At 71.9% G+C, this 26,486-nt stretch carries 26 protein-coding genes; 10 read left to right on the top strand and 16 right to left on the bottom strand.

Features of this window, described 5'->3' with window-relative positions; translation table 11 throughout:
- Positions 1-125 precede the first annotated feature (125 nt).
- The 3 genes from ACWDZ7_RS35335 (at position 126) to ACWDZ7_RS35325 (ending at position 2,579) form a co-directional block, all read left to right on the top strand.
- Positions 126-971, top strand: a complete 846-nt coding sequence (locus ACWDZ7_RS35335; protein WP_451802787.1) for a SigB/SigF/SigG family RNA polymerase sigma factor — start codon at positions 126-128, stop codon at positions 969-971.
- A 210-nt stretch (positions 972-1,181) separates the two neighbouring features.
- On the top strand, positions 1,182-1,442 hold the full coding sequence (locus tag ACWDZ7_RS35330; protein WP_451802785.1) for a hypothetical protein: 261 nt from the start codon (positions 1,182-1,184) through the stop codon (positions 1,440-1,442).
- A 102-nt stretch (positions 1,443-1,544) separates the two neighbouring features.
- Complete coding sequence (locus ACWDZ7_RS35325; protein ID WP_451802784.1) at positions 1,545-2,579, top strand: PHP domain-containing protein; 1,035 nt, start codon at positions 1,545-1,547, stop codon at positions 2,577-2,579.
- Positions 2,580-2,803: 224 nt separating this feature from the next.
- Here the strand turns inward: ACWDZ7_RS35325 and ACWDZ7_RS35320 are convergent, their stop codons facing one another.
- The 4 genes from ACWDZ7_RS35320 to ACWDZ7_RS35305 form a co-directional block, all read right to left on the bottom strand.
- Positions 2,804-4,900: a xanthine dehydrogenase family protein molybdopterin-binding subunit gene (locus ACWDZ7_RS35320; RefSeq protein ID WP_451802783.1), complete on the bottom strand. Its 2,097-nt coding sequence runs from the start codon at positions 4,898-4,900 to the stop codon at positions 2,804-2,806.
- Positions 4,901-4,943: 43 nt separating this feature from the next.
- The gene (locus ACWDZ7_RS35315; RefSeq protein ID WP_451802781.1) at positions 4,944-5,939 is read right to left on the bottom strand and encodes an FAD binding domain-containing protein; all 996 of its coding nucleotides are present in this window, start codon (positions 5,937-5,939) and stop codon (positions 4,944-4,946) included.
- Complete coding sequence (locus ACWDZ7_RS35310; RefSeq protein ID WP_451802779.1) at positions 5,936-6,469, bottom strand: 2Fe-2S iron-sulfur cluster-binding protein; 534 nt, start codon at positions 6,467-6,469, stop codon at positions 5,936-5,938. The genes ACWDZ7_RS35315 and ACWDZ7_RS35310 overlap by 4 nt, the downstream gene beginning before the upstream one ends.
- Positions 6,470-6,615: 146 nt before the next feature.
- A complete protein-coding gene (locus ACWDZ7_RS35305; RefSeq protein WP_451802777.1) occupies positions 6,616-7,482 on the bottom strand; it encodes a LysR family transcriptional regulator in 867 nt (288 codons plus the stop codon).
- Between the two features lie 145 nt (positions 7,483-7,627).
- Between ACWDZ7_RS35305 and ACWDZ7_RS35300 the strand changes: the two genes are divergently transcribed.
- The 3 genes from ACWDZ7_RS35300 (at position 7,628) to ACWDZ7_RS35290 (ending at position 11,917) form a co-directional block, all read left to right on the top strand.
- Entirely contained in the window at positions 7,628-8,053 is a 426-nt protein-coding gene (locus tag ACWDZ7_RS35300; RefSeq protein WP_451802775.1) for a pyridoxamine 5'-phosphate oxidase family protein, read from the top strand.
- A gap of 94 nt (positions 8,054-8,147) precedes the next feature.
- Entirely contained in the window at positions 8,148-8,717 is a 570-nt protein-coding gene (locus ACWDZ7_RS35295) for a tellurite resistance TerB family protein (protein ID WP_451802773.1), read from the top strand.
- Between the two features lie 32 nt (positions 8,718-8,749).
- On the top strand, positions 8,750-11,917 hold the full coding sequence (locus ACWDZ7_RS35290; RefSeq protein ID WP_451802771.1) for an ATP-binding protein: 3,168 nt from the start codon (positions 8,750-8,752) through the stop codon (positions 11,915-11,917).
- Here the strand turns inward: ACWDZ7_RS35290 and ACWDZ7_RS35285 are convergent.
- The 8 genes from ACWDZ7_RS35285 to ACWDZ7_RS35250 form a co-directional block, all read right to left on the bottom strand.
- Complete coding sequence (locus ACWDZ7_RS35285; RefSeq protein WP_451802769.1) at positions 11,898-12,689, bottom strand: ABC transporter permease; 792 nt, start codon at positions 12,687-12,689, stop codon at positions 11,898-11,900. The genes ACWDZ7_RS35290 and ACWDZ7_RS35285 overlap by 20 nt on opposite strands.
- A complete protein-coding gene (locus tag ACWDZ7_RS35280) occupies positions 12,686-13,678 on the bottom strand; it encodes an ATP-binding cassette domain-containing protein (RefSeq protein ID WP_451802767.1) in 993 nt (330 codons plus the stop codon). Before ACWDZ7_RS35280 ends, ACWDZ7_RS35285 begins: the two co-directional genes overlap by 4 nt.
- Before the next feature lie 201 nt (positions 13,679-13,879).
- Positions 13,880-14,326, bottom strand: coding sequence for an ATP-binding protein (locus ACWDZ7_RS35275; RefSeq protein WP_451802765.1), 447 nt, complete (start codon positions 14,324-14,326; stop codon positions 13,880-13,882).
- A 132-nt stretch (positions 14,327-14,458) separates the two neighbouring features.
- Complete coding sequence (locus ACWDZ7_RS35270; protein WP_451802763.1) at positions 14,459-15,151, bottom strand: ribonuclease H family protein; 693 nt, start codon at positions 15,149-15,151, stop codon at positions 14,459-14,461.
- A gap of 52 nt (positions 15,152-15,203) precedes the next feature.
- The gene (locus ACWDZ7_RS35265) at positions 15,204-16,376 is read right to left on the bottom strand and encodes a serine hydrolase domain-containing protein (protein WP_451802761.1); all 1,173 of its coding nucleotides are present in this window, start codon (positions 16,374-16,376) and stop codon (positions 15,204-15,206) included.
- Positions 16,373-17,302 carry a DUF6895 family protein gene (locus ACWDZ7_RS35260; RefSeq protein ID WP_451802759.1) on the bottom strand — a complete coding sequence of 310 codons (930 nt, stop codon included), beginning with the start codon at positions 17,300-17,302 and terminating at the stop codon, positions 16,373-16,375. Before ACWDZ7_RS35260 ends, ACWDZ7_RS35265 begins: the two co-directional genes overlap by 4 nt.
- A complete protein-coding gene (locus ACWDZ7_RS35255; RefSeq protein ID WP_451802758.1) occupies positions 17,299-18,111 on the bottom strand; it encodes a hypothetical protein in 813 nt (270 codons plus the stop codon). The genes ACWDZ7_RS35260 and ACWDZ7_RS35255 overlap by 4 nt, the downstream gene beginning before the upstream one ends.
- Positions 18,108-18,299 (bottom strand): hypothetical protein, encoded by a 192-nt coding sequence (locus ACWDZ7_RS35250; protein WP_451802756.1) that lies wholly within the window; start codon positions 18,297-18,299, stop codon positions 18,108-18,110. The genes ACWDZ7_RS35255 and ACWDZ7_RS35250 overlap by 4 nt, the downstream gene beginning before the upstream one ends.
- A gap of 215 nt (positions 18,300-18,514) precedes the next feature.
- On the opposite strand from ACWDZ7_RS35250, the gene ACWDZ7_RS35245 reads away from it, so the two are divergent.
- A complete protein-coding gene (locus ACWDZ7_RS35245; RefSeq protein ID WP_451802755.1) occupies positions 18,515-19,264 on the top strand; it encodes an iron-containing redox enzyme family protein in 750 nt (249 codons plus the stop codon).
- A gap of 49 nt (positions 19,265-19,313) precedes the next feature.
- Here the strand turns inward: ACWDZ7_RS35245 and ACWDZ7_RS35240 are convergent, their stop codons facing one another.
- Positions 19,314-19,469 carry a DUF6131 family protein gene (locus ACWDZ7_RS35240; protein WP_451802753.1) on the bottom strand — a complete coding sequence of 52 codons (156 nt, stop codon included), beginning with the start codon at positions 19,467-19,469 and terminating at the stop codon, positions 19,314-19,316.
- Between the two features lie 188 nt (positions 19,470-19,657).
- On the opposite strand from ACWDZ7_RS35240, the gene ACWDZ7_RS35235 reads away from it, so the two are divergent.
- Together ACWDZ7_RS35235 and ACWDZ7_RS35230 are read left to right on the top strand one after the other, a co-directional pair.
- Positions 19,658-19,885, top strand: a complete 228-nt coding sequence (locus tag ACWDZ7_RS35235) for a DUF5133 domain-containing protein (protein ID WP_451802751.1) — start codon at positions 19,658-19,660, stop codon at positions 19,883-19,885.
- A 182-nt stretch (positions 19,886-20,067) separates the two neighbouring features.
- A complete protein-coding gene (locus ACWDZ7_RS35230) occupies positions 20,068-22,296 on the top strand; it encodes a catalase (RefSeq protein ID WP_451802749.1) in 2,229 nt (742 codons plus the stop codon).
- 207 nt (positions 22,297-22,503) lie between these two features.
- On the opposite strand, the gene ACWDZ7_RS35225 is transcribed toward ACWDZ7_RS35230, so the two are convergent.
- The 3 genes from ACWDZ7_RS35225 to ACWDZ7_RS35215 all read right to left on the bottom strand — a co-directional run bounded on the left by ACWDZ7_RS35225 (position 22,504) and on the right by ACWDZ7_RS35215 (position 25,405).
- Positions 22,504-23,496 (bottom strand): SDR family oxidoreductase, encoded by a 993-nt coding sequence (locus ACWDZ7_RS35225; protein ID WP_451802747.1) that lies wholly within the window; start codon positions 23,494-23,496, stop codon positions 22,504-22,506.
- Between the two features lie 103 nt (positions 23,497-23,599).
- Entirely contained in the window at positions 23,600-23,743 is a 144-nt protein-coding gene (locus tag ACWDZ7_RS35220) for a hypothetical protein (protein ID WP_451513878.1), read from the bottom strand.
- Positions 23,744-23,842: 99 nt separating this feature from the next.
- Positions 23,843-25,405 (bottom strand): RICIN domain-containing protein, encoded by a 1,563-nt coding sequence (locus ACWDZ7_RS35215; RefSeq protein ID WP_451802746.1) that lies wholly within the window; start codon positions 25,403-25,405, stop codon positions 23,843-23,845.
- Between the two features lie 211 nt (positions 25,406-25,616).
- Between ACWDZ7_RS35215 and ACWDZ7_RS35210 the strand changes: the two genes are divergently transcribed.
- Positions 25,617-26,312: a PepSY domain-containing protein gene (locus tag ACWDZ7_RS35210; RefSeq protein ID WP_451802744.1), complete on the top strand. Its 696-nt coding sequence runs from the start codon at positions 25,617-25,619 to the stop codon at positions 26,310-26,312.
- Positions 26,313-26,486: the final 174 nt, after the last annotated feature.

The raw sequence follows: 26,486 nt of genomic DNA, 5'->3' as shown, positions 1-26,486 counted from the left end.
TAACGTGCTTCGGACCGGAGGCGCGTTCGCGGGAGCGGTATGTCGACTCCTGGTGGATGCCTGTCACCGGGGCGCCCCGTTTCCCGCGGTCCCTGTTGGCGGCACCGTTGAGGAGCGATTCACTGATGCTTACGGACCTGACTGCGTACTCTGCCCGTCGTCGTTCGACGACCCGGCACCCCCACAACGACGCACCCGACACCGCGGCGGAGTTCGCCCGCCTCGCCACCCTTGAGGACGGCCCCGAGCGCGAGCTGCTGTGCGAGGAGATCGTCGAGGCCTGGCTGCCCATGGCGCACCGGATAGCCGGTCGGTTCCGGAACAAGGGGGAGAGCATCGAGGACCTGCAGCAGGTCGCAGCGATGGGCCTGGTCAAGGCGGTCAACCGGTACGAGCCCGGACGCGGCGCCTTCGAGAGCTACGCGGTGCCCACCATCACCGGCGAGCTGCGGCGCCACTTCCGCGACCGCATGTGGGACGTGCGTGTGCCCCGGCGCGTCCAGGAACTGCGGAACAAGGTCCGTGTCGCGCGCCGTGAGCTGCTCGACCGGCCGGGCAGCGGTCCCGAGCCCGGCATCGCCGAGATCGCCGAGCACGCGGGGCTCACCGAGGACGAGGTCCGGGACGGCATGGAGGCCATGGAGGGCTACAGCGCCCTGTCGCTCGACGCCGAGATCTCCTCCGCCGACCCGGACGGCTTCAGCCTCGTCGACACACTGGGGGCGCCCGACCCCGCGTACGACTGCGTCACCGACCGGGAGGCGGCCAAGGCGGGTCTGCGGCAGCTGCCGGAACGCGAGCGGACCATCTTGTACCTGCGGTTCTTCGAGGACATGACGCAGAGCCGGATCGCGGAGGAACTCGGTATATCGCAGATGCACGTCTCGCGTCTGATCAGCCGCAGCTGCGCCCGGGTGCGCGCCGAGGCCGACGCCGGCCACGCGGGCGCCGAGCACGCCCACGCCGCGTGAGCGCCCACTCCGGCCCGATCCTCTCCGGGATCGGGCCGGAGTGGGTCGAACCGAGGTACTTCGACTCGACGTCTCGTAGAGCCGACGCGCGCCCACTGGTGCCGCCGCAGGGTCCGGTTCGCCAAACCGGGGTGTTGTCGCTGCGGCGGCGGGTACCTGCGCTTCCACGCCGTAAGGTCGAAGCAGCGCCGAGGGAACGGAGCACAGCCCATGACCGAACGTAATCCCCCGTCCCCGGGCCAGGACGGCCCGCCCGTGCCCAGGGACCTGCCGGACCAGCAGGCTTCCGACGAGAACGACCCCTGGGACCTGGACGAGCAACCGGCCGCCGAGGGCAGCACCCGGGGCGACGCCGACGACGACGTACCCGACACGGACGAGGCCGGAACCGGCAGGCGCGACACGTCGGGCGCCGACGCGTCCGGCACCGGCAGCACCGACCAGCCTCAGCCGGACGAACCCACCGGCTGAGGCCACGCCCCCGGGACGCCCGGGGCCCCGGGCGTCGCCGTGCCCAGCGGCCCGTCATGCGCGACGCTGGAAGGACACGTACACCGGCGGCCGGAGGTGTCGATGGAGCCCGTGGAGGCGCTGGAGCGGATCGCCTTTCTGCTGGAGCGCGGGCGCGCCCCGACCTACCGTGTGCGGGCCTTTCGCACCGCGGCCGCCGTGCTCGGGGCACTGGCCGACGGCGAAGTCGCCCGACGTGCCGCCGACGGGACCCTGGAGTCGCTCAAGGGCGTCGGGCCCAAGACCGCGGGCGTGGTCCGTGAGGCGCTCTCCGGCGGGGTACCGGTGTATCTGGAACGCCTGGAAGGCGAAGCGGGGGACCCGCTCACCGAGGGCGGCGCCGGCGCCGAGCTGCGCGCGCTGCTGCGCGGCGACTGCCATCTGCACTCCGACTGGTCCGACGGCGGCAGCCCGATCGAGGAGATGGGCCGCGCCGCCCAGGCCCTCGGGCACGAGTGGGCGGTACTCACCGACCACTCGCCGCGGCTGACCATCGCGCGAGGACTGTCGCCGGAGCGGCTGCGCGAGCAACTGGAGGTGGTCGCGGACCTCAACACGCGCTGGGCGCCCTTCCGGCTGCTCACCGGCATCGAGTGCGACATCCTCGACGACGGCTCCCTCGACCAGGAGCCCGAACTGCTCGACCGACTGGACGTGGTGGTCGTGTCGGTCCACTCCAAGCTGCGCATGGACGCCCCCGCGATGACGCGCCGCATGGTCACCGCCGTCAGCGACCCCCGCGCGGACGTCCTCGGCCACTGCACCGGCCGGCTCGTCACCGGGCGCGGCAGGCCGGAGTCGCAGTTCGACGCGGACGAGGTGTTCGCCGCGTGCGCGGCGGCCGGCACGGCGGTGGAGATCAACAGCCGCCCCGAACGGCTCGACCCGCCGCGCCGACTGCTGCGCCGGGCCGTGGAGGCGGGGGCCCTGTTCTCCGTGGACACCGACGCGCACGCGCCGGGCCAGCTGGACTGGCAGATCATCGGGTGCGAGAGGGCGGAGGAGTGCGGTGTCCCCGCCGACCGCGTGGTGACGACCTGGCAGGCGGAGGAACTGCTGGCCTGGACCCGCGAGAGCCGAGCCGGACCCAGGTCCTGACCCGGCCGCCACCGGCCCCGGCCGACGGCCGATGCGCCGGGGCGTTCCAGCCCGCGACCGGCAGCAGGGCAGCACCCGCCTTCGGTCGGCAGCCGACCATCACCGGCCCGCGGCGCCCGGCGCTACCGGCGTGCGGTCGGTGGTCGGGTGGTACCAGTCGCTAGGCCGGTCCGTGTGGTCGGCCGGCGGGCGGCCCCGCTCCGGGCCGACCGACACCGTACGGTTCAGCCGCCCCCCGCCAGCACCCGATCCGGCGTGAGCGGTAGTTCCCGTAGCCGTACGCCGGTTGCGTGGTGGACCGCGTTGCCGATGGCCGCGGACGTTCCGACGATGCCGATCTCGCCGATTCCCTTGCTGCCCATGGGGTTCAGATGGGGATCTTCCTCGTCGATCCAGTGCGCCTCGATCGCGGGGACGTCCGCGTGCGCCGGGACGTGGTACGAGGCGAGGTCGCACTCCGCGAAGTCGCCGAAGGCGGCGTCCATCGTGCTGCTCTCGGTCAGCGCCATCCCCAGGCCCATGGTCATCGCCCCGATGAACTGGGAGCGCGCCGTGCGGGCGTTGAGGATGCGCCCCGCCGCGTAGACGCCCAGCAGCCGGCGCACGCGGACCTCGCCGGACACCGTGTCGACGCCGACCTCGGCGAAGTGCGCGCCGAAGGCGTGCCGGGCGTAGTCGCTGTCCGCGTCCGCGGTGCCCGCCGTGTCGGCCGTGGCGCCCACTCCCTCCGGCGGCAGCTGCTGCCCCTGCTGCCCGGACAGGCGCGCCGCAAGTCGCGTACAGGCCTCATGGACCGCCCAGCCCCAGGACGCCGTCCCGGAGGAACCGCCCGCAAGTGGCGCGTCCGGCAGGTCGCTGCTGCCGATGTCGGCGCGCACGCGGTCCACCGGGACCCCCAGGGCGTCGGCGGCGACCTGGGCGAGCACGGTGCGGGCGCCCGTACCGATGTCGGTGGCGTTGACGCGGACCACGAAGCTGCCGTCCGGATAGGCGTGCGCGCTCGCCCGGGACGGCGAGGCCAGCACCGGATACGTCGCGGAGGCGACCCCGCTGCCCACCAGGACGGGCCCCTCGGCGCGCGAGCGGGGCCGAGGATCGCGCTCGGACCAGCCGAAAAGCCGCGCCCCCTCGCGCAGGCACTCGGCGAGATGCCGGCTGCTGAAGGGCCGGGAGCTGTCGGGCTCCGTCCGGGTGTCGTTGCGCAGCCGCAGCTCGATGGGGTCCATGCCGAGGCGTACGGCGAGTTCGTCCATCGCCGACTCCAGCGCGTACATGCCGGGCGCCTCGCCCGGCGCCCGCATCCAGGAAGGGCTCGGCACGTCGAGCGGCACCACCCGGTGGGCGGTACGGCCGTGCGGCGAGGCGTACATGACGCGCGTCGCGGCGGCGGCCGTCTCCGCGAACTCCTTGATACGTGAGGTGTGCGAGGTCACCTCATGGATCACGGAGGTCAGCGTGCCGTCCGCCTCCGCGCCCAGCCGCACCCGCTGAAGGGTCGGCGAGCGGTGGCCCACGACAGTCGCCAACTGCCGCCGCGGCAGGGCGATCTTCACCGGACGCCCGGTCACGCGTGCGGCCATGGAGGCGAGCACCACGTGCGGCCGGGGCGTGCCCTTGGCACCGAAGCCGCCGCCGACGTGCTCGGAGACGACCGTGATCCGCTCCTTCGGCAGCGCGAACATGGCGGCCAGGGCGTCGCGCACGGTGGTGGCGCCCTGGCTGGAGTCGTGCACGGTCAGCCGCCCGTCGTGCCAGCGGGCCGTCGCCGCGTGCGGCTCCATGGGGTGGTTGTGCAGCGGCGGCACCCGGTAGACGGCATCGACACGGGCGGGCGCGGAGTCGAACGCGCCTTCGGCGTCACCGCGTGCGTGCTCCCCGGAGGTGCCGTCGGAGTCCTCGGGCACGTAGGCGTCGGGGTGATCGGCGCGCAGGGTGACGTCGTGGGGCTCCTCGGCGTAGCTCACCCGGACGGCGGCGGCACCTTCGCGGGCCGTCTCCAGGGTCCTGGCGACGACGAGAGCGACGTACCAGCCGCGGTGCGGCACATGTGCGTCCTGGAGGACGGCGAGCGTCGCGTCGTCCGGCTCGACCAGGCGGGGCGCGTTCAGGTGGCTGAGGACGTCGATGACGCCGGGCAGGGCGAGGGCCGCCGTGTCGTCGACGGCGGTGACCTCGCCGCGCGCCACCGTGGCCGGGACCGGCCAGGCGTAGGCGCAGGCGTCAGGTGTGCGCTCGACGGCGTAACGGGCGGCCCCGGTCACCTTGGCGTGGCCTTCCCTGCGCTCGGTGGGTGCCCCGAGAGCACTGACGGTGTCCGGCATGGGTGTTTCTCCCTGGATGGCGGAGGAGGGGGCGGGGGCCGAGTCAGGAGACGGCGGGCGACGCGGCCAGGCGCCGCAGGACGTCACACGCGATGTTGCGGGCAAGGGGCACCTTGAACGCGTTGTCCCGCAGCGGCTCCGCGGCGGCTAGCTCGGCGTCGACGGCCCGCCGCAGCGCCTCCTCGGTCGGCGCGGCGCCCAGCAGCGCCCGCTCGGCACGCAGCGCGCGCCAGGGCCGGTGCGCCAGACCGCCGAAAGCGATCCGTACGTCGCGTACGACGGACTCCTCGACGTTCAGGACCACGGCCACGGAGGCGAGCGCGAAGGCGTACGAGGCGCGGTCGCGGGCCTTGCGGTAGGCGGACGGCAGCCCCGCGGTCGCGGGCGGCAGCACGACACCGGTGATGAGTTCGCCGTGCTCGATCTCCGTGTCCACGTCGGGGCGGTCGCCCGGCAGGCGGTGGAACTCGGCCGCCGGGACGGTGCGCCGGCCGGCCGCTCCGTACAGCTCCACCTGCGCGTCCAGCGCGGCCAGCGCCACCGCCATGTCGGAGGGGTGCGTGGCGATGCACTGCGGCGACTGGCCCAGGACCGCGTGGTCGCGGTGGACGCCGTCCCGCGCCGCGCAGCCGCGGCCCGGCTCCCGCTTGTTGCACGGCTTGCTCAGATCCTGGAAGTACGGGCAGCGGGTGCGCTGGAGGAGGTTGCCGCCGGTCGTGGCCATGTTGCGGAGCTGACCCGAGGCGCCCGCGAGCAGCGCCTGGGACAACACCGGATAACGGGCGCGCACCAGCGGATGGGCGGCGAGGTCGCTGTTGCGCACCGTGGCCCCGACGCGGACGGACCCGTCGTGAAGCTCCTCGACCGCATCCAGCGGCAGCCCACTGACGTCGATCAGCGTCCCGGGACGCTCCACACCCAGCTTCATCAGGTCCACCAGATTGGTGCCGCCGCCCAGATAGCGGGAGCTGGGGCGGCCCGCGTGGGCCGCGGTCGCCTCGTCGACGCTGTGGGCGCGCACGTACATGAAGGACTTCACCGGATTACGTCCTCCACGGCCTCGACGATGTGCGGATAGGCGCCGCACCGGCACAGGTTGCCGCTGAGCCGCTCGCGGATCTCGTCCCTGGTCAGCTCCACGGGCGTCCCCGTGTCCGCGCCCGGGTCGGTGACATGCGAGGGGTGGCCCGCCCCGGCCTCGGCGACGGCGCCGACGGCGGAGCAGATCTGCCCCGGGGTGCAGTAGCCGCACTGGAAGGCGTCGCGCTCCACGAAGGCCCGCTGAAGGGGATGCGTGCCCTCACCGTCGGCGGAGCGCAGCCCCTCCACGGTGGTGATGTCACAGCCCTCATGGGCGATGGCGAGCAGCAGACAGCTGTTCGCGCGGCGCCCGTCGACGAGGACGGTGCAGGCACCGCACTGGCCGTGGTCGCAGCCCTTCTTGGCGCCGGTCAGGCCCAGCTGCTCGCGCAGGACGTCCAGCAGTGTCGAGCGGTGGTCGACGGTGACGCGGCAGGACTCGCCGTTCACCGTCAGGGGCACTTCCGAGTGGAACACTTCGGTTCCCATGACGCTCTGCTCCCTCGTCCGACGTGGTCCATGAGGTGACCGTTTATCCAGCCTGAGCCAGGACACACGTTCCGGCATGCCGGAGGGAGCCGCAGGTGTCAGGGTCCAAGGCCCTGATCCCGGGCTCGGACTCCCCCTCGCCGGGTTCAGCCTCCGCCCGTCGCCAGGATCTCTCGTACGACGGCCACCAGATCGGAGAGGGCCGGGTGCTGTCCCGGTCCCTCGCGCCAGGCCAGGACGAGCGGGACGCTCGGCGCGTCCGCGAGCGGGCGGTAGACCAGAGAGGGGTGCGCGTGGTTGCTCGGGGTCGCCGACGTGGAGATCCCCAGGGCACGCCCCGCGGCGATGGCGATGAGCCACTCGTCGGTGTTGCCGACCTCGACGGTCGACACGGGGCGGCCCCCGGCGGGCCACAGCTCCGGTGTCGTGGTGCCGGAGACGGTGTTCAGGGCGATCGGATGGGCGGCGAGGTCCGCCAGGGTGACCCGGGGGAGGGCCGCCAGCGGGCTGTCCGCCGGCATGACCGCCACGCGCTCCTCGCGCAGCAGCGGCTCCGTGCGGAGGCCCGGCGCGGTGACGGAGCCGCGCAGCAGGGCCGCGTCGACCTTGCCCTGGGTCAGCCCCGCCGTGCGGTCGTCGACGCGGAGCAGCTCCAGCGGAGTGCCGGGACGCGTCTCGTCCCAGCGGCGCAGCAGCGGAACGGTGTGATCACCGAGCGCCGCCCAGGTGTGTCCGAGCCGCAGCGGCCAGGTGCTCAGCCCGCCGGGATCGAGGGCGGTCTCGACGGCGGAGAGAGCGGCGGCGGCCTTGTCGCGGAACGTACGTCCCTCGGAGGTCAGTTCGAGGTGGTGCGTGGAGCGGTCGACGAGGCGGGCCCCCAGGTGGTCTTCGAGCTGGCGCAGAGTACGGGAGAGCGCGGGCTGACTCAGATTGAGGCGGACGGCGGCGCGGGTGACGTTGCCTTCCTCGGCGATGGCGAGGAACGCGCGCAGGTGCCGCAGCTCGATGGTCATGCCTCAGGAGCATAACGGCGGCTGCCGACGGTACGACGCGAGCACGCGGAATACCCGTAGGGGGCAGCGGAGTTGAGGGCGACGTGAGCTGTCACGGCCCATACCGCCGTACCGCCATATCGCCATACCACCGAAGGAGATTCGCATGCCCCTCAGCGTCGAAGAGCGTGAGCAGTTCCTGGCCGAACCCCATATCGGGGCGCTGGCCGTGGCCGGGGAGGAGGGGCGGGCCCCACTGACGCTCCCGATCTGGTACCAGTACGCACCCGGTGGCGAGCTGTGGGTGATGACCGGACGCCACTCCAAGAAGGGCCGGCTGATCGCCGCGGCGGGACGCTTCTCCCTGATGGTCGACCGCCTGGAGCCGACCATCCGCTACGTCTCCGTCGAGGGCCCCGTGGTCCGCAGCGAGGACGCCACGATCGAGCAGCTGCGGGAGATGTCGGCCCGCTACCTTCCGGCCGACAAGGTGGAGGAGTACGTCCGGTTCGCGCAGAAGGAGCACGGCGAACAGGCCGTCTACTACCTGCGCCCCGAACACTGGTACTCCTCCGACCTAGGCTCACTGTGAGTTCGACCCCGGAACTTCGAAAGCCGCGGAGGCGTTGGCAGAAGGACGCGCGGATCACGCGCGGCCAAGTGAACGCTTAACCGAGGTGGCACGGATGGCGATGTGGGACCGGCTCAAGGACCAGGCCAAGGGTCTGCAGCAGCAGTCGCAGGGGGCGCGGAGCTCCGGCGGTCACGGACAGCCGGGTTCCGGGTCCGGCGGGGGATCGAAGCCCGGCGGGGGATCGAAGGCCCAGCTCGTGGGCGTACTCAAGTCCCAGCTGGCCTCCCTCAAGACGGAACTGAAGAGCGGTGCCTACCGGGACGCCAGCATGGCGATGTGCGCCCTGGTCGCTGCCGCCGACGGCTCGGTCGACCCCGCCGAGCGGCAGCACGTGGAGACGCTGATCCTGCAGAACGACGTCCTGCAGAACTTCCCGCCGGACCAGCTGCGCCAGCGGTTCAACAAGCACGTCGACCAGTTGACGGTCAACTTCCAGCAGGGCAAGACCCAGGTCATGCAGGAGATCGCCAAGGCGGCGAAGAAGCCGATGGAGGCCAAGGCGGTCGTACAGACCGGCTTCGTGGTCGCCGGCGCGGACGGATACATCGCCCCGGCCGAGGAGCAGGTCCTGCGCGAGGCGTGCGCCGCACTGGGCGTGTCCCCGCAGGAGTTCGGCCTCTGATCACCGGCTCGCGCCCCGGCTGCCCTGCACGCGTGAGCACCGACCTGACCCTCCTGCCCGGTGTGGCCTACCGCGGGCAGGAGGTCACCGCGCCCCGGCTCCGGGCTCTCCTCGCGCTGCTCGCGGGCGACCTGCGGACCGGGTGCAGCACCGAGCGGCTCGTGGCGGGGCTGTGGCCGGGCGCGTTGCCCGAGCGGCCGGCGAAGGCCGTGCAGGTCCTTGTGTCCAGGGCGCGGGCCCAGCTGGGCGCCAGCGTCATCGCCGGCACGCCTACCGGATACCGGCTCACCCTCACCGAGGACCAGATCGACAGCTCCGCCCTGCCGCTGCACGCCGCCGCGAGCGCCGAGCGGGCCAGGGCAGGCGACCACGCGGGATCGCTCGCCGCGGCCGAGGCCGGACTCGCGCTGTGGGCGGGCACCCACGACGGGACCGCCGAAACCGACGACCCCGTAGCCGCGTTGCGCGCCGAGCGCGCCCCCGTCCACAGCGCGCTCGTACGCGCGCGGGCGCTCGCGCTCGGCCGCCTCGGCCGACACGCGGAGGCGGCCGAGCCGCTGGCCGTCGCCGCCTCCCGGCGCCCGCGCGACGAGGAGGTGCTCGCCGAACTGCTGCGCGCCGAGGCGGCGACGGCGGGCCCGTCCGCCGCGCTGACACGGTACGAGGCGTACCGCCGTGAACTGCGCGACGAACTCGGCACGGACCCCGGCGCCGGACTCAAGGCCGTACAGCAGGAGTTGCTGCACGGCGAGGCACCTGTGGTCCGGCACGGCGTACCGCACGAGCCGAACCCGCTGCTCGGCCGGGACGAGGACATCGCCGCCGTGGAGCGGCTGCTGCGCGCCTCCCGAGCCGTCACCGTCGTCGGCCCCGGCGGCCTCGGCAAGACCCGCCTCGCGCACGCCGTCAGCCGCCGGGCCCAGCAGCGCGTCGTCCACTTCGTGCCGCTCGCCGGCGTCACCGCGGACGAGGACCTGGCCGCGGAGGTGGCGTCCGCGCTCGGCGCGGGAGAGGGGCGGCACGGAGCCATGAGCGGCCACGCCCCGGCCGACCACCCGCTGAACGATCCGCTGGCCGACCCGCTGCCCGGCATCCTCGGTGCGCTCGGCCCCGGACCCGCCCTGCTGGTCCTCGACAACTGCGAGCAGGTCATCCGCGGCGCTGCCCGCCTCGTCCAGTCCCTGGTCTCGTCCTCGAAGGACCTGCGGGTGCTCACCACCAGCAGGGCCCCGCTGGACCTCACATCGGAGGCGCTGTACGCGCTGCCGCAACTCGCTCTCGACACCTCGGTCGAACTGTTCACGCAGCGGGCCCGGGCCGCCCGGCCCGGCGTGGAACTGCCACCGGACGCGGTGGCCGGAATCTGCCGCCACCTCGACGGGCTGCCGCTCGCCGTGGAGCTGGCCGCGGCACGGGTCCGGGCCCTGTCGGTGCCGGAGATCGCCCGCCGCCTCGGCGACCGGTTCGCGCTGCTGCGCGGCGGAGCCCGCGACGTGCCGGAACGCCACCGCACGCTGCACGCGGTCGTGGAGTGGAGCTGGAACCTGCTCGCACAGGACGCCAGGGCGGCGCTGCGCACGCTCTCCGTCTTCCCCGGCGGCTTCTCCGGCGAAGCGGCGGAGCACGTCCTCGGCGAGGACGCGCTGCTCCTGCTGGAACAGCTGGCCGACCAGTCGCTGCTCACCGTCGCCGACACCCCGGTCGGCGTGCGATTTTGGATGCTGGAGACCGTACGGGAGTTCAGCGCGGCCCGCCGCGCGGAGGCCGGTGAGGAGAGCGAGGCCCTCGGCAGGTTCCTCGCCTGGGCGCGGGACTTCGGGGTCGCCCACCACGATGTGCCCTTCGGCTCGCGGCCCCTGGCCGCCTGGGAGCGGATCAGGCCCGAGCAGGACAACCTCGTACTGGCCCTGCGGCACGCCCTGGCCCGGACGGACGGTCCGACCACCGCCGCCCTCACTGCCGTCCTCGCCGCACTCTGGTCCACCGACTCCAACTACCCCCGTCTCGCCGCCCTGGCCGCCGACACCGGCCCGCCGCTGTCGCACTACCACCCCGAGCCCGCGTACGTCGAAGCCGCCCGCGCCGCCGCGGTGCTGTGCACGGCGGGCCTGTTCATGAACTACGGCCCGCACGTCGTACGCCAACTCGTCACCCTCCGGCGGCTGCCCCCGGCCCCGCCCGACACGCTGCTGCGCGCCACCGCGGTAGTGCTGAGCGCGATCCCCGAGATGCAGCCACCCGACTACGAAGTACTGCACCGGCTCCGTACTTGTGACAGCGACGGCGGGCAGCCGCTGGTCGCCGGTATCGCCGAGTGCGTCGCCACCTACGTATGGGAGTACGAACACGACATCGACCGCGCACTCACCTCGGCTCGCCGGGCGATCGCCGTGCTGGCGCCGGTCGACAACCCGTCCCTGCAGCTCATGGGGCACTCCCGACTGAGCGAACTGTCGTTGCGGACGGGCCGGGGCGAGACCGCGTACGAGCACCTGAAGGCGGCACGTGAGGCGTTGCCGCGGCTCGGCGACGAGCAGGACTACATCGGCATCCGCTCGGCGCTCGCCCTCGCCTGCCTGCAGCGCGGCGACCCCGACGAGGCCGAGTACTGGCTGCGGCAGACGGAGGGCGACAACATCCCGCAGAAGGAGGCCTTCTACAGCCCCGATCTCGGCGCGCGCGCCGAGATCGCGCTCACCCGCGGACTGACGGAGGCCGGGCTCGGCCTGTGGCGCAGCGCCTTGGAACGCCTGTCCGAGGCCGGTTCGACGCACAGCGGCGATCCCTGGCTCGACCCGTGGGCGCTGCAGATCCAGTCGGCGGCCGTGACGGCGCACGCGCACGCCGGCTGTCTCGAACTCGTCGCGGAGCCGGCCGACCGGCTGCGGCAGCGGCTGCGTACGCTGCTCTACGGCCCGCCCCGCTCGCCCATGGAGCTCCCCGTGTTCGGGACGGTGCTGCACGCGCTCGGCATGGCGGGGTTCGCGTCCGGCGACGCCCGTGCCGTACGGATGATCGCGCTGGCCGAACGGCTGCGGGTGCTGCGCGAGTTCCAGCCGACGATGTCGGCGGCCCGCGCCCGGCGGACGGCCGAGGACGCCGACGGGGCGGCGTACGCCGACGCGGTGTCGGAGTACGCCGCCCTGAAGCGGGATGAGTTGCGGGACGCGGCCCGCGCGCTCACTTCGGGTCGCGGTTGAAAAGCGAGGAGGACCAGGAGTAGCCGAGCACCGTGAGCCCTAGGCACCAGACGATGGCGAGCCATCCGCTGTGGCCGATCTCGCTGCCGAGGAGCAGGCCGCGCAGGGTTTCGATGGCCGGGGTGAACGGCTGGTACTCGGCGATCGGCTGGAACCAGCCCGGCATCGCCCCGACCGGGACGAAGGCGCTCGACATGAACGGGAGGATGAGCAGCGGCATCGCGTTGTTGCTGGCCGCCTCGGCGCTCGGGCCGGCCAGGCCCACACCGACCGCGATCCAGGTGAACGCCATGGCGACCAGCGCGAGCAGCCCGAACGCCGCCAGCCACTCCAGGGCGGTCGCGTCCGTGGACCGGAAACCGATGGCCACGGCGACGGCGCCCACGAGGACCACGCTGATGACCGCCTGCAACACGCTGCCGGCGACGTGCCCGATGAGCACGGATCCGCGGTGGATCGCCATCGTACGGAAGCGGGCGGTGATGCCCTCGGTCGTATCCATGGCGACGGACACGGCGGTCCCGGCCGGGGTGGCGCCTATGGTCATCAGCAGGATGCCCGGTACGAGATAGGCGATGTACGCCGAGCGGTCGGCGCCGCCTCCGCCGATGCCCGCGCTCATCACGTCGCCGAGGATGTAGACGAAGAGCAGCAGCAGAACGATCGGCGTCAGCAGGATATTGAGGGTGAGGGACGGATAGCGGCGCGCGTGCAGGAGGTTGCGGCGCAGCATGGTGGACGAGTCGCGTACGGCGAGGGAGAGGGCGCTCATCGGACGGACTCCTCGGCCTGGCCGACGGGGGCGTCGGTGTGCGGACTGCTGCTGGTGAGGGCGAAGAACACGTCGTCGAGGTCGGGGGTGCGCACGGTCAGTTCGTCCGCCTCGATGCCGGCGCTGTCCAGCCGGTCGAGGATGGAGCGCAGCTCGCGCTGGCTGCCGTCGCTGGGGAGTTGAAGGGTGAGGGATTCGTCATCCCGGGTGACCTCGCGCAAGGCGGTGGCGGCGCCCCGGTAAGCGGCCGGGTCTGCGAACCGCAGCCGCACGTGCCCGCCCGGGACGAGCCGCTTCAGCTCCTCGGCGCTGCCCTCGGCGACAATATTGCCGCCACTCAACACGGCGATGCGGTCGGCGAGTTCGTCGGCCTCCTCCAAATACTGGGTGGTGAGGAAGACGGTCACGCCGCCGGACACCAGCTCGCGGATGATCCCCCACATGTTGTGCCGGGAGCGCGGGTCGAGGCCGGTGGTGGGCTCGTCGAGGAAGATGATCCGCGGGGCCCCGACCAGCGTCATGGCGATGTCCAGGCGCCGCTGCATACCGCCGGAGTAGGTGGAGGCGGGCTTCTTCGCGGCCTCCGCCAGGTCGAAGCGCTCCAGGAGTTCGGCGGTGACCCGGCGTCCCTCGCGGCGGGGGAGATGGTGCAGATCCGCCATGAGGAGCATGTTCTCCTCGCCGGTGATCAGGCCGTCGACGGCGGAGAACTGTCCGGTGACACCGATCGCGGCCCGCACGGCCTGCGAGTCGGTGGCCAGATCGTGGCCGCCCACGCGCAGGTCACCGGCGTCGGCGCCGATGAGGGTGGAGAGGATCTTCACGGCGGTGGTCTTGCCGGCGCCGTTCGGCCCGAGCAGGGAGAAGACGGTACCGGCCGGCACCGCCAGATCGATGCCGTCGAGGACGGTCCTGTCCCCGTATGCCTTGCGCAGCCCCTTGGCCGCGATGGCGAGTGGGCGCGATGTCGCTGTCGTCGTGGTCGTCATGCCGCAGAGGTTGCGGCATGACGCATTCAGGGAGGTTTCACGACGGTTTCAGCCCAGCTCGTTCGGCAGGTGTGGGCGTCTCCGTGACGGGCAGGCGACGGGTGCAGGGGTGACAACCTGATGGCGCCGTCGGATGGTCAGTGGACGGTGCCTCCTGTGAGCTGAGCGGCCGCGGCCTTCGTGGGACAGGGACGCGGCCGCTCACGCACTCCTCGCCAGCTCCGCGCAAATCGTCTTGCCGGTCGCGCCCGGCGTGACGCTCACGGCCTCGGCCAGATTCCGCACCATGGGCCAGCCGAACCCGCCCGTTCCCCCTACGAGATCCGGAGTCCGCTCCTGAGGCGGTCGCGGGTCCGCGTCGGAGACCGTGATCGCTATGGCGTCGGTCCGCGCCTGCAGCCGGAGCGAGCACAAGGCGCCACGGGCATGACGTACGACGTTGGTGACCAGCTCGGAGACGACCAGTTCGATGCTCGCGGCGGTCTGGTCGCCCACAGCGGGACTCAGCCCGGCGATGAAGTCGCGTGCGAGGTCCCGCGCGTCGGTGACCGCTTGGGGCTCCTTGGCGAAGGTCGCTGTCCGGGGCTCCTTGTCGAAGGCAGCCGTCCCGGGCGGCACGTCATGGAGCCGTGTCTGCCGCGTCCGCATGAGCCCCTCCTCCGGGTCCTCCCGTGTGATGGCTGTTCGAGTAGAACCCCTGCCCGAAAAGTGGCAGGTTTAATGCGCTCGGAGTGGCCGGGAAACGTCGGTTGCCGAACCGTTGTAAACGGCTCGGCGCCGTCAGTCGCCGGCGTCCCGGCACTCCACGTGGCCCCAGCCGTGCGGGTTCTTCGCGATCTTCTCCCCGACGGCGTACGACTTCTGACAGTGGCAGCGGCCAGGGAACTTGGCCTTGATGACGGCGCCCGAACCCGCCTTCTTCGCGCGGCCGCCGGCCTTCTGGGGGGTGCGGCTCGCGGGGGAGGCGGTCATGCGCTCCGCACGCGGTTCGGGAATCTCCAGCGCGCCGTGGGCCGTGCCCGCGGGCTGCTGGGTCGTGGCGGCGTCGCTGGCCGCGACGTCGGCGATCGCGTTGAGGTGGTCGCCGTCCACGCGGTGGGCGGCCACGTGCCGGAACGTCACCGCGCGACCTTGCAGCAGTGCGTCGATGCGTACGACCAGGTCCTTGTTGGCGACCGGCTTCTTCGCCGCGGTCAGCCACCCGTTCCGCTTCCAGGAGGCGATCCACTTCGTGACCGCGTTCATCGCGTACTGACTGTCCATCCGCACCTCGAGCGGCAGCGCCGGGTCCGTGGCCTCCAACAGCTCGGCGAGCGCGGACAGTTCGGCCACGTTGTTCGTGGAGTGGCCGAGCGGACCGGCCTCCCAGCGCTGCGGGCGGCCCTCGGAGTCGGCGACCACCCAGGCCCAGGCCGCGGGCCCGGGATTCTTCTTCGCCGCACCGTCACAGGCGGCAATGATCAAGTCAGACATTCCCCGATGATTTCACGGGAGCCGTCGCTCCCCGACCTCCGGTCGGCCCGGCTCACCTGTAGGCGACCGGCCCGCACGAAGGCAGGTGCAGTCGCTCGCCCTGGGCGAGCGCCCACAGACCCAGATACGCCCGCTGGATGAAGCCGCCGGTCACGGCGGGACTGGTGTTGGCCAGCGCGGCGAAGGCGATGCGCGTCTGGGGGCTGAAGCCCGCGAAGGTCGTGAAGCCCCGGGTGCCGCCGGAGTGGTGGTACAGATCGTGGCCGGGGCGCGGCCTGATGTTCCAGACCAGGGCGATACGTCTGCCGGTGCGCGGCAGGGAGATGCGGGGGACGGTGACGTCGGCGAGCGCGGCCCGCAGCGTGCCGGGGACGCCCGTGGGCACGCTGGTGGGGTCGAGGAGGCCGTCCAGGACGGTCAGCAGGTCCCGGGCGCTGGAACGCACGGCTCCGGCGCCCGGCATGGCGTCCATCTGCCAGCTGGGGCGCGCCCTGCCGTGCCAGTACCCGGTGGCCTGGGGCTGATCGGTGGCGCAGCTGGTGCGGGCCAGGCCGAGCGGGCGCAGTACGCGGGCGGCGAGCAGATGGGCGAAGGCGCCCCCGGGGCCATCGGGGCCATCGGGGCAACCGGCGCCGTGGGCGGCGCGGGTGAGCAGATCGCCGAGCAGACCGACGCCGAAATTGGAGTAGCGCACGCGCATGCCGGGGGCCGCGTGCGGTCGCGTGCGGGCGAGGGCGCGGCGGAACGCTTCGGGGGAGTAGCCGGCGTACGGATTGTTGAACCGGGTGGTCGCGCCGCCGCGCAGGAAGCCTGGGGGCAGGCGCGGCAGGCCCGAGGTGTGGGTGGCCAGGTGGAGGAGGGTGATGGGGGAGCCCCGCAGGTGCGGCGCGGCGGTCCGGGGCAGGAAACGGGTGATCGGGTCGTCGTACGCGACCTCGCCGCGCGCGACCATCTCGGCCAGGAGCAACGCGGTGAACGTCTTGGTGAGAGAACCGATCTCGAAACGGGTGTCGGGGTCGGCGGGCGCTCCGCCGCGCAGCGCGGTCTCCCCGGTGGCGAGGAGGGCGCGTTCGGGGCCGCGCCGGACGGCGAGCGCCACGGTGCTCGCGCCAGGCGCGGCACCACGCAGGGCGGCGAGCAGGTCCGCCGCCCAGTCCGGGCTCCCGGGGGCCACTACGGCGGGCGCGTCGCTCCGGCCCGCGTGCGGGAGACCGCGGAAAGTCACCGCGGGCTCGCCCCGCCCATGGTGCGGGAGACCGCGAGGGTGCCGGCGATCACGGCGACCACGGCGGTGTGCTGGTGGGCCACGAACCGCTGATCGGGGTCGTCGGTGACCGGGTCGCCGTCACGGGGCACGAGACCGTCCGGATGCTGCACCCCGGCGAGCCGCTCCCAGTCGGCGGGCTCGCAGTACGGCTCCTTGAGACAGCAGCCGACGATCATCAGTTCGGCGACCAGGTCCCACTGCTCGATCTCGGCCCAGATGTCGATCCACACCGGCAGCCATGTACGTACGTACGATGTGAGGTCGTCCGGGAGCCCCGTGGGCGAGCCGCCCCAGTCGGTGAGGTGGAAGACGGCGTGGGTGAGGGAGTAGCCGGTCATCCAGTCGATGAGCCAGGGCTCGGGCATGCCGCCGAGCCAGGTGGCGCGGGTCAGGCTCGGCCAGTCGTACGCGCGGTCTCCCCGGTCGAGGCCGACGACGTGGGCCGCGTTGGCGACGGCGAGCCTGCGGTTGGGCTGCATCTCGACGCCCCGGACCGAACGCAGGGCGGTGGTGTGCGTGAGCAGCCGCTCAAGGGGTTCGTGGCGCAGGCCGCAGCGCGCGAAGGGCGCGTACGTTTCGAAGGGATCGGTCATCATCGAGTACCGCAGCAGCCGCTCGTACAGCATGTCGCCGTCGCCGAGCTGCCGCCAGCAGAAGTCCAGCAGCTGGCGGGCCATGCCCAGCTCGGCGCTGCCGGCCGCCGACTCGCGCAGCACGAGCGAGGCGGCGAGCGCGGCCTCTCCGAGGGGTTTGTAGACGCTGTCCGGATCGCAGAGATCGGCGGTGGTGCCGGCGGGCAGCGCGCCACGCTCGCGGTGCGAGTGGAGCCAGGCCAGGGCTTGTGCGCTCACCTGATGCGCGTTCCGCGTCACGGACGCCTTCATGGGATCTCCAATGCGAGCAGGCGTCCGGAGATCGCGACGTCGAGCGCGAGCCGCGAACCGCCGCCGTGCAGTCGCAGATGCTCGATCAGCGGTGCCGGCTCGAAGGGCAAGGACACGCCCTCGGCGCCCAGCAGGGCGAGCCAGCGCGTGATACGGGCGGCGGTGGGGTAGTCGCGGCGCAGTACCGCGCGGGCGGCGCCGCGCGCCAAGGCCAGCGGGGCGGCGCGGGCGGCGTCGTGCACCGGTCCTTCGAGCTCCGGCAGGGCGAGGGGCGAGAGCTGGCCCATACGGACGGACCAGTGTTGCCAGTCGGTGTCAGTGTTGGTGCCGGTGCCGGTGCCGGCGTCCGTATCCGTATCCGTATCTGTATCCGTGTCCGTATTCGAGAGCACCGGGGCGCCAAAGGGCTGAGGGGCCAGAAGAGCCCCGGCCAGTCCCGTGTCGGCGGGGTCGGTGAAGCGGGCGAGCAGCGCGGCCGTGGCCCAGTCCCGCCAGGCGATGAGCCACGGCTCGGCGGGCCCTTCCGGCGGCGCGGGAGGCGTGCTCACCGCGGGCGGGAACAGATCGAAAGACTGTACGACGGTAGCCGCGTCCTGGGGATGGAAGACCGTGTCGCCCAGCAGACTGGGGGCGAAGAGGTCGGCACCGACGACGCGAACGGCGGCGAGCGCCGCCTTGGGGTCGTCGGCGCGCTCGACGTACTGGGCGACCAGGGCCGTGCCCCCGATGCCCTGGAGGGCATCAAGGGCACGGAGAGCCAGGTCAGCCGCTGACGTCGCGTACGCGGTCTGCGACTGATCGGGACTCACTTGTCCTTCGGCTCCTTCGGCTCCTTCGGCTCCTGCGGTGAGGCGAGCAGCAGCGCCAGGAGCTTGCCCGCCGCCTCAGGGGCGTAGATCGGAGCGTCGCTCAGAACCGCCTCCGGTTCCACCATGGCCGTTCCGAGCGCAGTCGCTTCTGTCGGGGTGACGAGAAGCGGTGTGTGCTGAGCAAGCATTATGCCTCCTCATAGAGAAAGACGTCGTCACTATGTCCAGTGACGCCCACCCTTGGACTATTTTAGGGCAATTCTCCAACACTGTCTGCTTGGTTCGTATCGTCCGAGGTCGCACGGGGGGCACGCCGACGCGCGTCAGTCCACTGTCAGGGGGCGAACACACACTGGAGGGCCGTAACGCCCGCCAGGTTCCCGTCAGTTGGAGGAGATCGCGCATGGCCGCTGTATTGGATCAGTTGGATCAGTACGAAGCGCGCGCCGAGGCAGGCAGGAAGGGGTTCGCCGAGCACCCCGCCGTCCGCGAGTTGGGGTCGCCTCAGATCGACGCCACGCTGTTCTCGCAGTGGCACTACCGCTATTGCCTGCACGGCGTGCACGTCACTCAGGACATGCAGCGCGTCATCGAGACCGCCGGGACCCGGTCCCGGGCCGCGGGCCACGCCTCCGTGGGCGAGGGGCTCGTCAAGCACGCCCGTGGCGAGACGGGCCACGACCGGCTGATGGTCGACGACGCCCGCTCCATGGTCCCCTTGCTGGCCGACAAGGGTGGCACCGTCCTGGACACCGAGGGCATCCTGGCGGACGCCCCCGCGCTCGCCTCGGCCGCCCGGTACAACGCCCTGTTCGAGCGCCTCAGTGGCGGTGAGGACCCGGTGTGCACCGTGGCCGCCCTGTACGAGATGGAGCAGCTCTCGGCCGGCTTCGCCATCGAGCTGGTCGCCAACTGCAAGCGCGCCATCGGCGACGACCCCTCGCGCTTCACCTTCCTCGACGAGCACGTCGTCGTGGACGTCGGCCACATCGCCCTGGACCGGCGCATGCTGGAGACCGCTTTGACCGACCGGCCCCAGCTGCTCGACGCCATGGTGGAGGCGGGCACCGAAGTGCTCGCCTCCTACGCGGAGTTCGTGGGCGAGTGCCTGGAACTGGCCCGCGCCGACCTCGCGATGGGCCGAGGCCGCTGAGGCCGACGCCCACCGGACGGCCGACGGTCACGACTGGTGCCGGCCCCGGCTACCAGTAGTGCCGTCGGCCACCCACGGCGTGGCCCACGGAGCCGAGGACCCACAGGGCCGCACCGATGATGACCAGAATGAGGCCGATGGTCCACAGGATGGAGATGCCGGACACCAGGCCGATGACAAGCAGGATGATTCCGAGAGCGATCATTGAATCCTCCGACCCTCGCGAGCCTCTGAATCATTCAAGTATGCGCCTTCTCGTCCAATCGGTCCTCTTATGGGCCCTCCCGAAGTTTCTGTGAATACCGCCCGTCCGAGGGGGCACAAGGGGACAGCCAAACGACGCTTCCCCCCGCAGAACAGCGTCTCCTCGCACCGGACGGAAGGATCACCACCGTGCTCAGGCCCCACACCTCGTTCCTGCGTTCCCTGCTCGAAACCCACGCGATGCTCCGAGACCTCCAGGCCAAGGAGGACTCCGCGGCGGTCCGCCAACAGCTGGACGACGTCTCGTACACCCTCTGCGTCTCCACCGGTACGCGGACCATCGACGCGGCCCTCGCCTGGGCCCGCGCCCAGCTCGCCGGAGTGGCCTCCCAGAACGACTCCAGTCTGGCCGCCTGACCGCTCAGGTCCTCCGTTTCGCCCCGTGGCCCCCGGGCACACGGGGCGGCAGGCGCACAGCACGCCTTCCCCACAGAGGCGCACGGCTCTCAGGCGCACGGCTGGACGGACGTATGCCTGTTTGGGCTCGCCCTCCTGAGGCCATGGCTGTGACACCCCCCTCCCTCACGTCTGGAGCGACCATGAGTGACGAGAACCGCAACGACATCCCCGGAGCGCCGACCCCGCAGCCCCCGACGGTCGAAGAGCCCACCACGCCGCACGAGCCCCTGCCCCCGAAGCCCGACCAGGAGGCCCCGGAGGCGGTCTCCCCGACAGGCAAGCCGACCGGCGCCACCGCCTCCGCGCGCGCCCAGAGCGGCGCCTACCTGACCACGGCGCAGGGCGCCCGCCTGTACGAGACCGACCACTCACTCAAGGCCGGTGCCCGCGGGCCGGTCCTGCTGCAGGACCACCACCTGCGCGAGAAGATCACGCACTTCGACCATGAACGCATCCCCGAGCGCGTGGTGCACGCCCGTGGCGCGGCGGCGCACGGCATCTTCCAGGGGTACGGGACGGCGGCGAAGATCACCAAGGCGGCGTTCCTGGCCAAGGACGCCGAGACACCCGTCTTTGTACGTTTCTCGACGGTGCTGGGGTCGCGCGGGTCGTCGGACACCGTGCGCGACACCCGGGGATTCGCCACCAAGTTCTACACCGAGGAAGGCACCTTCGACCTCGTCGGCAACAACATCCCGGTCTTCTTCATCCAGGACGCCATCAAGTTCCCCGACATCATCCACGCGGGGAAACCGCACCCCGACCGGGAGATCCCGCAGGCCCAGAGCGCACACGACACCTTCTGGGACTTCGTGACCCTCCACACCGAGGCGGCGCACCACACCCTGTGGAACATGTCGGACCGCGGGATCCCCCGCTCCTACCGCATGATGGAAGGCTTCGGGATCCACACGTTCCGGCTCGTCAACAGCGAGGGCGCGACCACGCTGGTCAAGTTCCACTGGAAGCCGAAGCTCGGCGTGCACTCCCTGACCTGGGAAGAAGCACAGATCACCAACGGCATGGACCCCGACTTCCACCGCCGCGACCTGGCCGACGCCATCGAGGCCGGGGCGTTCCCGCAGTGGGAGCTGGGCGTCCAGGTCTTCCCGGACACCGCCGAGCAGACCTTCCAGGGCATCGACCTGCTGGACCCGACCAACATCGTCCCCGAGGAGCTGGCCCCCGTACAGCCGATCGGGCTGCTGACACTGAACGCGAACCCGACCAACTTCTTCGCCGAGACCGAACAGGTCGCCTTCCACCCCGGCCACCTCGTCCCCGGCATCGACATCACCGACGACCCGCTGCTCACCGGCCGCCTCTTCTCCTACCTCGATACGCAGATCAGTCGGCTCGGCGGCCCCAACTTCGCCCAGATCCCGATCAACCGCACCCACGCGCCGGTCAACGACATGCTGCGCGACGGGATGCACCAGACCGCCGTCCACGCGGGAACCGCGCCGTACCGGCCCAACTCCCTCGACGGCGGCTGCCCGTTCCTCGCGGGGGCGGACAACGGCGCGTACGTGGAGGTCCCCGTCGAGGTACCGGCCGCGAGGAAGGTCCGGGAGGCCCCGGAGTCCTTCTCGGACCACTTCAGCCAGCCCCGGATGTTCTGGCTCTCCATGACGCCCGTGGAGCGGGAACACATCATCGCGGCCTACACCTTCGAGCTGAGCAAATGCTACGAACAGGCCATCAAGGAGCGGGCGCTCCAGGTCCTGGCCAACATCGACCCGGAACTGTGCCAGCAGGTCGCCGACGGACTCGGCCTCCCCGCACCGCAGCCGACCGTCCCCCTGAGGGACCCCCTGCCCAGTCCCGCCCTCTCCCAGATCGGCAAGACCTGGCCCGTGCAGGGCCGGATCATCGGCATCATCACCGACGGGGCGACCGATCTGGACGGAATCCGCTCCGTACGCCAAGCGGTGCTCGACGCGGGCATGGTCCCGCTCGTCATCGCCCCCACCGGCGGCCAGCTGGGCTCGGGCAAGGACGCGCTCGCCGTACAGCGTACGTTCGTCAACGCACGGTCGGTCGAATTCGACGCGCTCCTGCTGGCCGGCTCACCGACGCCCGGCGCCGACGCCTACGGAGCAAGGGACGCCAAGGCCGGTGAGCCGACGAGCCCCGGCAACGTCGGCGGCCTCATCGACCCGCGGGTCCTGCTGATGGCGTCCGAGGCCTTCCGCCACGGCAAGGCGATCGGCGGCTGGGCAGGAGCGGACACAGCGCTCCGGGCGGCCGGGATCACGGACGCGGCGCCCGGCGTGGTGTTCGCGGACGGCGGCGTGCGGGTGCTGGAGCAAGTGGCCCAGCTCCTGGGCGAACACCGTGTCTGGGACCGCTTCCCCGCCGCCGTCTGACCTTCCGGCCGCCGCAATGGTCGGTGGCGAGCGGTGTATTGGTCCCGCGCCCGGTCGGGGGGCGGGACCATCCGCGACGCACCGCGACGCACCGCGACGCACCGCGATGCACCGCGATGCACCGCGATGCACCGCGATGGCCCGCGACGCACCGCGACGCACCGCGATGCTCGGCGACGCCAAGTGGTCTATTGCCTTATGCCCGCCCTATGCTCGTCCCGGTCCGTTCCGGGCCCGCTGCTTGGCCGCGCACACGGCGCCCACGGCCAGCGCCGTCCCGACGCCCAGCCGCCTCATCACCGTGCGCCTGCGCCCGTGCCACCCGCCGTCCACCGCCGCCGTCTCCGGAAGCGGGCGCAGTACGTTGCCGGAGGTCGGTTCGGCGGTGTGCTCGCGGGACAGGTGGGAGCGGTCCATTTGGTGCGCCAGGCCGCGCTCCGTGAGGCCGGGCATCAGCTTCGCCTGCATCCCGAGCAGTCGGCCCGCCGGACCGACGTAGGCCTCACGCCGTGGTCGGTGGGTCAGCCGGAGCACCGTCCGCGCCGCTCGTTCGGCCGTGTACACGGGCGCCATGGGGGTCACTTCGCGGCCCGAGTAGTTGGCGGCGCTCCGGAAAAAGGGCGTGTCCATGGTCGCGGGCAGCACGGTGCAGACGTGAACGCCGTGCTGCCCGGCCAGCCGCATCTCCTGACGCAGGCCGCCGCTCAGCGCCCGGACCGCCGCCTTCGAGATGACGTACGGGATGTTGTACGGGACGACGCCCGCGCCCACCACCGAGGACACGTTGATCACAGTGCCGCCGCCCTGCTCGCGCATCACACCGAGCGCGGCGCGCGCTCCGTTCACACAGCCCAGGACGTCCACGTCGACGACCTGCCGGAAGATGTCCGGCGGAATGTCCTCCAGTGACCCGAAGGCGGCCACCGCCGCGTTGTTGACCCATACGTCGATCCGTCCGAACGCGGAGACGGCCCGCTGGGCAAGGTGATCGACCGCCCGCGTGTCCGTCACGTCCGTGGGGACCACGAGCGCCCGTGCTCCGCGGCGCTCACGGCACATGGCGGCGACCCGCTCCAGCTCCTCGGCCCGCCGCGCGGCGAGCACCACCGACCAGCCCCGGGACGCGAACCGCAGCGCGCAGGCCCGCCCGACGCCGCTCGACGCCCCGGTGATCACCACGACCTTGCCCTGTTCAGCCACGAGAATCGGCTCCTTCCGGCCTGCGCGCAAGCAGTGGACCGCGGGCACGCCCGCGTCGCACTCGGGAGACGGGCAACCGGCTCAGCGCTGGACGGCACCGGCGTCAACGCCGGCGCAGCCTGCCCAGGAACCGCTGGGCCTGGGCGCGTCGCCGCGGGTCGGCGGAGGCACGACGCGCCTGTTCGATGGCGCGTCGGCCCTGCGGGCTCCGGACGAACTGCTTGATCTTCGTCAGCATTCCTGGCATGACTCTCCTCCTGTGACGGGGTGGCGAACGTATCCTGCACAGCTCCGTATACCCCGCCGCGGAGAAGTACTGCCGCCTGCTGACGCCCGAATCGTGGACTCAGGCAAGTTTCACTTGGCTGCCCCACCAGTTGCCCGGCGGCCGCTGCCATGACGTGAGGGGCCCGGCGAGCCTGCCGTCGGCGGTGCCGGACAGGGTGAGCAGCGTGGCCGCCCCGTCCACGGTTCCCTTGAACAGCGCGATGTCCCGCCGCCCGTCGCCGTTGTAGTCGCCGGACACGAGATGACTGTGGGAGAACGTCCAGGTGCTGGCCGGAGCGCTCCACGGAACGGTGGGCACCTGGAAGCCGCCGTCGGCGGTGGTCGCGAACCGGAACAGGGCGACGGACCCATCGTCGTACCCGTACATCGCGATCAACTCGTCGCGGCCGTCACCGTCATAATCCCCCGCGGACAGTTTCACTTGGCTGCCCCACCAGTTGCCGGGCGGCCGCTGCCAGGACTTCAGCGGCGCCCCGAGCCCGCCGTCCGGGGTGCCGACGAGGGTGAGCAGTTCGGCGGCGGCGTCCCGGGTGCCCTTGAAAAGGGCGATGTCCTGTCGGCCGTCGGTGTCGAAGTCGCCCGTGGTGATCCGGCTCTGCGCGAAGTCCCAGGTGCCGGCGGGCGCTCTCCAGGGAGTGGAGGGGACCTGGAAGGCGCCCTCGGGAGTGGTGCCGAAGCGGAACAGCGCGGCGCTGCCGTCGTCGTAGCCGTACAGGGCCATGGCCTCGTCGCGGCCGTCGCCGTCGTAGTCCCCGGCGGTCAGCTGTACGTGGCTGCCCCACCAGTTGCCCGGTGGCCGCTCCCACGACTTGAAGGGGGCCGCGTACCCGCCGTCGGCGGTGCCGAGCATCGTCAACAGCGCGATGGAACCGTCGCCGTGCCCGCGCAGCAGGGCCGCGTCCCGGCGGCCGTCACCGTTGAAGTCGCCCGAGGTGATCCGGCTCTGGGCGAAGTCCCAGGTGCCGGTGGGGGAGCTCCACGGCACGTCGGGTATCTCGAACCCGCCCGCGCCGTTCGTGGGGAAGCGGAACAGTGAGACCGACCCGTTGTCGTACCCGTAGAGGGCGGAGAGGTCGTCGCGCCGGATGTCGTTGCCGACGCGGTCCTGCCGTTGCTGGAAAGCGACGCCCTTCTGGTTCGCGCAGGTCGAAAGCACGATGGGGGCGCCCCGGCGGTCGGAGGAGTTCTCCACTTCCAGACAGCGCATCGGTGAGGTCGTCATGGAGAGGATCCAGGCGGAGTCCGCGCGGCTGTCGAGCTCGAAGTCGACGCCCGGCGAGCCGGCGCAGCCCCACTGTTCGACCCGCGGGGCCGATGTGCCGCCCGCGGGCGCGTCCGTCCGTACGGCCAGGCACTTGCCGCTGTGCGCGTTCACGATGTTGACCGCGTCGGTCGAGGCGGCCGAGGGCCGCAGCAGCCAGCGCGCTCCGGGCTGGCCGTCGCAGTCCCACTGCCGGATCTTCGCCCCGTCGGCGCTGGAGGAGTTCTCCACCTCCATGCACCTGCCGCTGTGGACGTTGAGGAGGTTGACCGGTGTGTCAGCCCCCGAAGCGGCAGCCGCCGCGGTCCGCGCGGACAGCAGGGCGGCCACGACGGACAGCGCGGTGACGAGGAGCCACACGAGCGACCACCCACGCGTACGGACACTGCCACTGCTGCTGGTACCACTGCGATCGCTGCCACTGCTGCCACTGCTGCCACTGCGCATACGGACCCCACCCCTGAGCGTCGGACGCACCGGGCCGGAGCTTCGCAGACCCCCCTGACGGCTCGCTGACCCCGGCGGTGGTTCTTTCCGGGCACTGGACGGCAATCTCGCTTAATGTGCCCTTATGGTCACTAACAGGAACATCTCCGCTTCAAAGCGTCGACGCCACCCCATCTCGCGGGGCACCGGCCTGATGTGCGCCGCGGCCGCGGCGGCGGCCCTGCTCACCGGCTGTGGCGATGACGACAACGGCGGCGGCACGAAGACCGACGCGGCCAAGGTCGCGCGGACGCCTGCGACGTCGCCCTCCCCGTCGGCAACCGACGGCGCCCTCACCGACGACCAGAGCGAGCGGAAGGCTCTCATCCCGAAGGCCAAGATCGGCTACGACGAGGCGCTGCGCACCGCGGTGGCGGCGGTGGACAAGTCGAAGCCGGTCTCGATCGAGCTGAAGGGGACGCCGGACAGCCCCAAGTGGGAGGCCGAGGTGGCGACGGCCGACGGAGCCAGTCACAAGCTCGACGTCGACGCGGTCAGCGGCAAGGCGGGCGAGGCGCGGGCCGACTCGGACCAGGACAGCGACGACAAGCGCGAGCTGGCGGACCGCCTCCGCAAGGCCACCGTGACCGCCGAACAGGCGGCGAAGACCGCCACGGACAAGACCAAGGGCACCGTCAGCTCCATTGAACTGGAGGACTCCGACGGGGGTGCGCCGAAGTGGTCTGTCGATGTCGTGACGACCAACGACTGGAACAAGACGACGTTCGACATCGACGCGACCAACCGCAAGATCCTTCGGGAACACGTGGACCGGGACTGACCGACGCGCACGCCGCTGTACGCCCATGCGCCTCCAGCGGGGCCTCGTGGTGCCGACCTGGACACCATGAGGGGGCGTGAACTGGCGACCTCGCGTAATCGGGAGTCGCGTATTCCTCAGCTGTTGAGGGCTCGGGGTCACCGTGAGTGGTCGCCGGGTGCGTAGTGCTGCCAG

Source organism: Streptomyces sp. NPDC003032, from assembly GCF_053591415.1.
The sequence above is the reverse complement of the archived record's forward strand: the minus strand, read 5'-3'. Positions and strand labels throughout refer to the sequence as shown.